A 3410-nucleotide genomic window follows, 5' to 3' on the forward strand; every position below is an offset into this window, starting at 1 on the left:
GGGTCTGGCCTTGGGTCCGCGCGTCGGCGGCATTCGAAACAATGCTCTGGATGGCGGCCGTGCCGGCAAAGCCGAGCAGGTTGGCCGCGATCACCGCGTACATCATCCAGCCTTCGCTCGCAGCGCCCCAGGCCAGGAAAGCGAGCGTCGACGACATCAGGCCCATCACCGCCAACCGGCGCGCCGAGAAGCGCTTGAGCAACCGCCCCAGCAGCAGACCTTGCACCAGGGCCGACATGATGCCGACCGCGAACAGCGACCAGCCAGTTTCCAGCGGGCCCCAGCCGAACTTCAGGTCGGTGTAGAGCACCCAGGTCATGTGCAGCGTGAACTGCGCCAGGCCCGACAGGCCGATCACGCCGACCAGCAGCCCGATACCCTGCAGTTGCGCCAGCCCTGCCAGCGCACTGACGGGGTTGGCGCGCTTCCACTCGAAGGGCCGGCGCCGGTCGGCCGGCAGCGACTCCGGCAGCACCAGCGCGCCATAGACGCAATTCACCAGCGCCAATGCACCCGCTACATAGAACGGCAGGTGCAGGTCGATGCCGCCAAGCATCCCGCCCGCGGCCGGGCCCAGGATGAAGCCGATACCGAACATCGCGCCCAGCAGGCCGAAACGCTTGGCGCGCTGATCTGGCGGCGAGATGTCGGCCACATAGGCGTTGGCCACGGCAATGTTCGCTTGCATCGCGCCACTGAACAGGCGCACCACGATCAGCATCCACAGCGCCGAGGCCATGGCCGTGACAAAGAAGCTCAATGCCAGGCCGCTGAAGCCGATCAGCAGCACCGGGCGCCGGCCAAATCGGTCGGACAGCGCCCCCAGCACCGGCGACCCGAAGAAGTTGGCGATGCCGAAGGCGAACGCGACCACGCCGAACCACAGCGTCTTGTCGGTCGCCGAAGTGGTGAAGGTGCCCACCAGATGCGGCAGCACCGGGATGATCAGACCGATCGCGACCATGTCGATCAGCACCGTCAGCATGATGAACGGCATCGCGGCTTCGCGGCTCTTGCCGGTGGACGCGGGTTCAGATGTGGTCATTGCTGGAAATTGGTGGTGAAAAAGACAGCGCCCGGCATGTCGGGCCGGGCGCTGTTCATCGGGCGGAGGCTCGGTCGCCGCCGGGCCGCCTCGAAGTGACCGATCCCCTTCGGGGGGACCGACGCTGCGAGCGGCGTTGAGGAAACCATCACTCCAGGCGGTAGTTCGGCGCTTCCTTGGTGATCTGCACATCGTGCACGTGGCTCTCGCGGATGCCGGCCGAGGTGATCTCGACGAATTCGGCGCGTTCGCGCATCTCGTCCACCGTCGCGCAACCACAGTAGCCCATCGAGGCGCGCACACCACCGGCCATCTGGAAGATGATCGACACCATCGAACCCTTGTAGGGCACCCGGCCTTCGATGCCCTCGGGCACCAGCTTGTCAGCGTTCGGGTTGGTGGTCTCGTCGTTCTCCTGGAAGTAGCGGTCGGCCGAGCCGGCCTTCATCGCGCCGATCGAGCCCATGCCGCGGTAGCTCTTGTAGCTGCGGCCCTGATAGAGGATGACTTCGCCCGGCGCCTCTTCGGTGCCGGCGAACATGCCGCCCATCATCACGGCGCCGGCGCCGGCCGCGATGGCCTTGGCGATGTCGCCCGAGTAGCGGATGCCGCCGTCAGCGATCAGCGGCACGCCGGTGCCCTTCAGCGCCGTTGCCACGTTGTCGATCGCGGTGATCTGCGGCACGCCGACGCCAGCGACGATGCGGGTGGTGCAGATCGAGCCGGGGCCGATACCGACCTTGACGCCGTCGGCGCCGGCTTCGACCAGCGCCAGCGCGGCCGCCCCGGTGGMGATGTTGCCGCCGATCACGTCGACGTTCGGGAAGTTCTTCTTGACCCAGCGGACCCGCTCGAGCACGCCGTGCGAGTGGCCGTGGGCGGTATCGACCACCAGTGCGTCGACGCCGGCCTTGACCAGCAACTCGACCCGCTCTTCGGTGCCCTCACCCACCCCGACCGCCGCGCCGACGCGCAGCTTGCCGTTGGGGTCGCGCGCGGCGTTCGGGAAGGTGGTCTGCTTGGTGATGTCTTTCACCGTGAACAGGCCGCGCAGTTCCAGCGCGTCATTGACGACCAGCACGCGCTCCAGCTTGTGCTGGTGCATCAGCGCCTTGGCCTCGGCGAGCGACGCGCCTTCCTTGACGGTGATGAGCCGCTCGCGCGGCGTCATGATGTCGCGCACCGGTGCGTCGAGCCGGGTTTCGAAGCGCAGGTCGCGGTTGGTCACGATGCCAACCACCCTGCCGTCTTCCACCACCGGGAAGCCGGAGATCCCGTGCTGGCGCGACAGCTCAATCACGTCGCGGACCCGGGCGCCCGGGGCGATCGTGATCGGATCCTTCAGCAGGCCCGATTCGTAGCGCTTGACGCGCGCCACCTCGGCGGCCTGCTGTTTGGGCGACAGGTTTTTGTGGACGATCCCCATGCCGCCCTCTTGCGCGATGGCAATCGCCAGGCGCGCCTCGGTGACCGTGTCCATTGCGGCGGACACGAGCGGCAGATTCAGGAGAATGTTGCGGGAAACGTGGGTCGCCAGCGAGGTATCTCGGGGCAACACCTGGGAATACGCCGGTACCAACAACACATCGTCGAAGGTCAGCGCTTTGCCTAGAAGGCGCATGGGAAAGGCTCCAGACGCAAAAGCGGATTATACGGATGCACTCGGTTTCCTATGTCGCCCACGACCAAGCCGTACACTGGCGGCTTGTTGCAACACGCCTGTGGCCCCTCGGCCAGGGCCCCGTCGCCGCTACATGAAAACTATCGCTTTGTCGTTCGGACGCCTCGGTTTGCTGGCGTTGGTCATGGCGTTGGGCCACTCGTCGGTCCTGGCGCAAAGTATTTGGAAATGGCGCGACAAGGACGGCCGCGTCCAGGTCAGCGACCGCCCCCCGCCGGTGGAGATCCCGGAAAAGGACATCCTGCAGCGCCCTCACGGCGCCCGCGCGCCGATGCCGGACCCCGCGGCCAGCGATGCCGCGTCGATGCCCGAAGGCCCACGCGTCGACCCGACCCTCGAGGCCAAGAAGACCAAGGCCCAGGTCGACCAGGCTGCGGCCGACAAGGTCAAGAAAGAGGCTGAGCAGGCCAAGCGCAGCCAGGCCAAGCTGGAAACCTGCCAGCGCGCCCGCAACCAGCTGGCAGCGCTGGAAAGCGGCCAGCGCGTGGGCCGAATGAACGACAAGGGCGAGCGCGAGATCCTCGACGACGCCGGCCGCGCGGCCGAAATTGCCCGGTCGCGGAGCATTGCTGACTCGGCTTGCGGCGGGAATTGAGCCCCACGGCCCCCTGCCAGGGGCCTGCCTTGCAGGCCGCGCCGGGCCAGCGGCCCGGCCCCTCGGCAGGCATGAACAGTCCACTGGAC

3 protein-coding genes are annotated in these 3410 nt (G+C 67.3%); 1 reads left to right on the top strand and 2 read right to left on the bottom strand.

Features of this window, described 5'->3' with window-relative positions; translation table 11 throughout:
- Window positions 1-1045, bottom strand: a 1045-nt coding sequence (locus AC1DYI_RS30040; RefSeq protein ID WP_477207780.1) for an MFS transporter, incomplete at its 3' end; no start/stop codon positions are given.
- A 148-nt stretch (window positions 1046-1193) separates the two neighbouring features.
- Complete coding sequence (guaB, locus tag AC1DYI_RS30045) at window positions 1194-2666, bottom strand: IMP dehydrogenase (RefSeq protein ID WP_477207781.1); 1473 nt, start codon at window positions 2664-2666, stop codon at window positions 1194-1196.
- A 133-nt stretch (window positions 2667-2799) separates the two neighbouring features.
- On the opposite strand from guaB, the gene AC1DYI_RS30050 reads away from it, so the two are divergent.
- Entirely contained in the window at window positions 2800-3321 is a 522-nt protein-coding gene (locus tag AC1DYI_RS30050) for a DUF4124 domain-containing protein (protein ID WP_477207782.1), read from the top strand.
- Window positions 3322-3410 lie beyond the last annotated feature (89 nt).

The organism is Ideonella sp. P3_A4, assembly GCF_056403075.1.

What these genes read in the sequence shown, in the direction of transcription:
- AC1DYI_RS30050 (WP_477207782.1), top strand. Translation starts at nt 2,800, where the DNA reads ATGAAAACTATCGCTTTGTCGTTCGGACGCCTCGGTTTGCTGGCGTTG.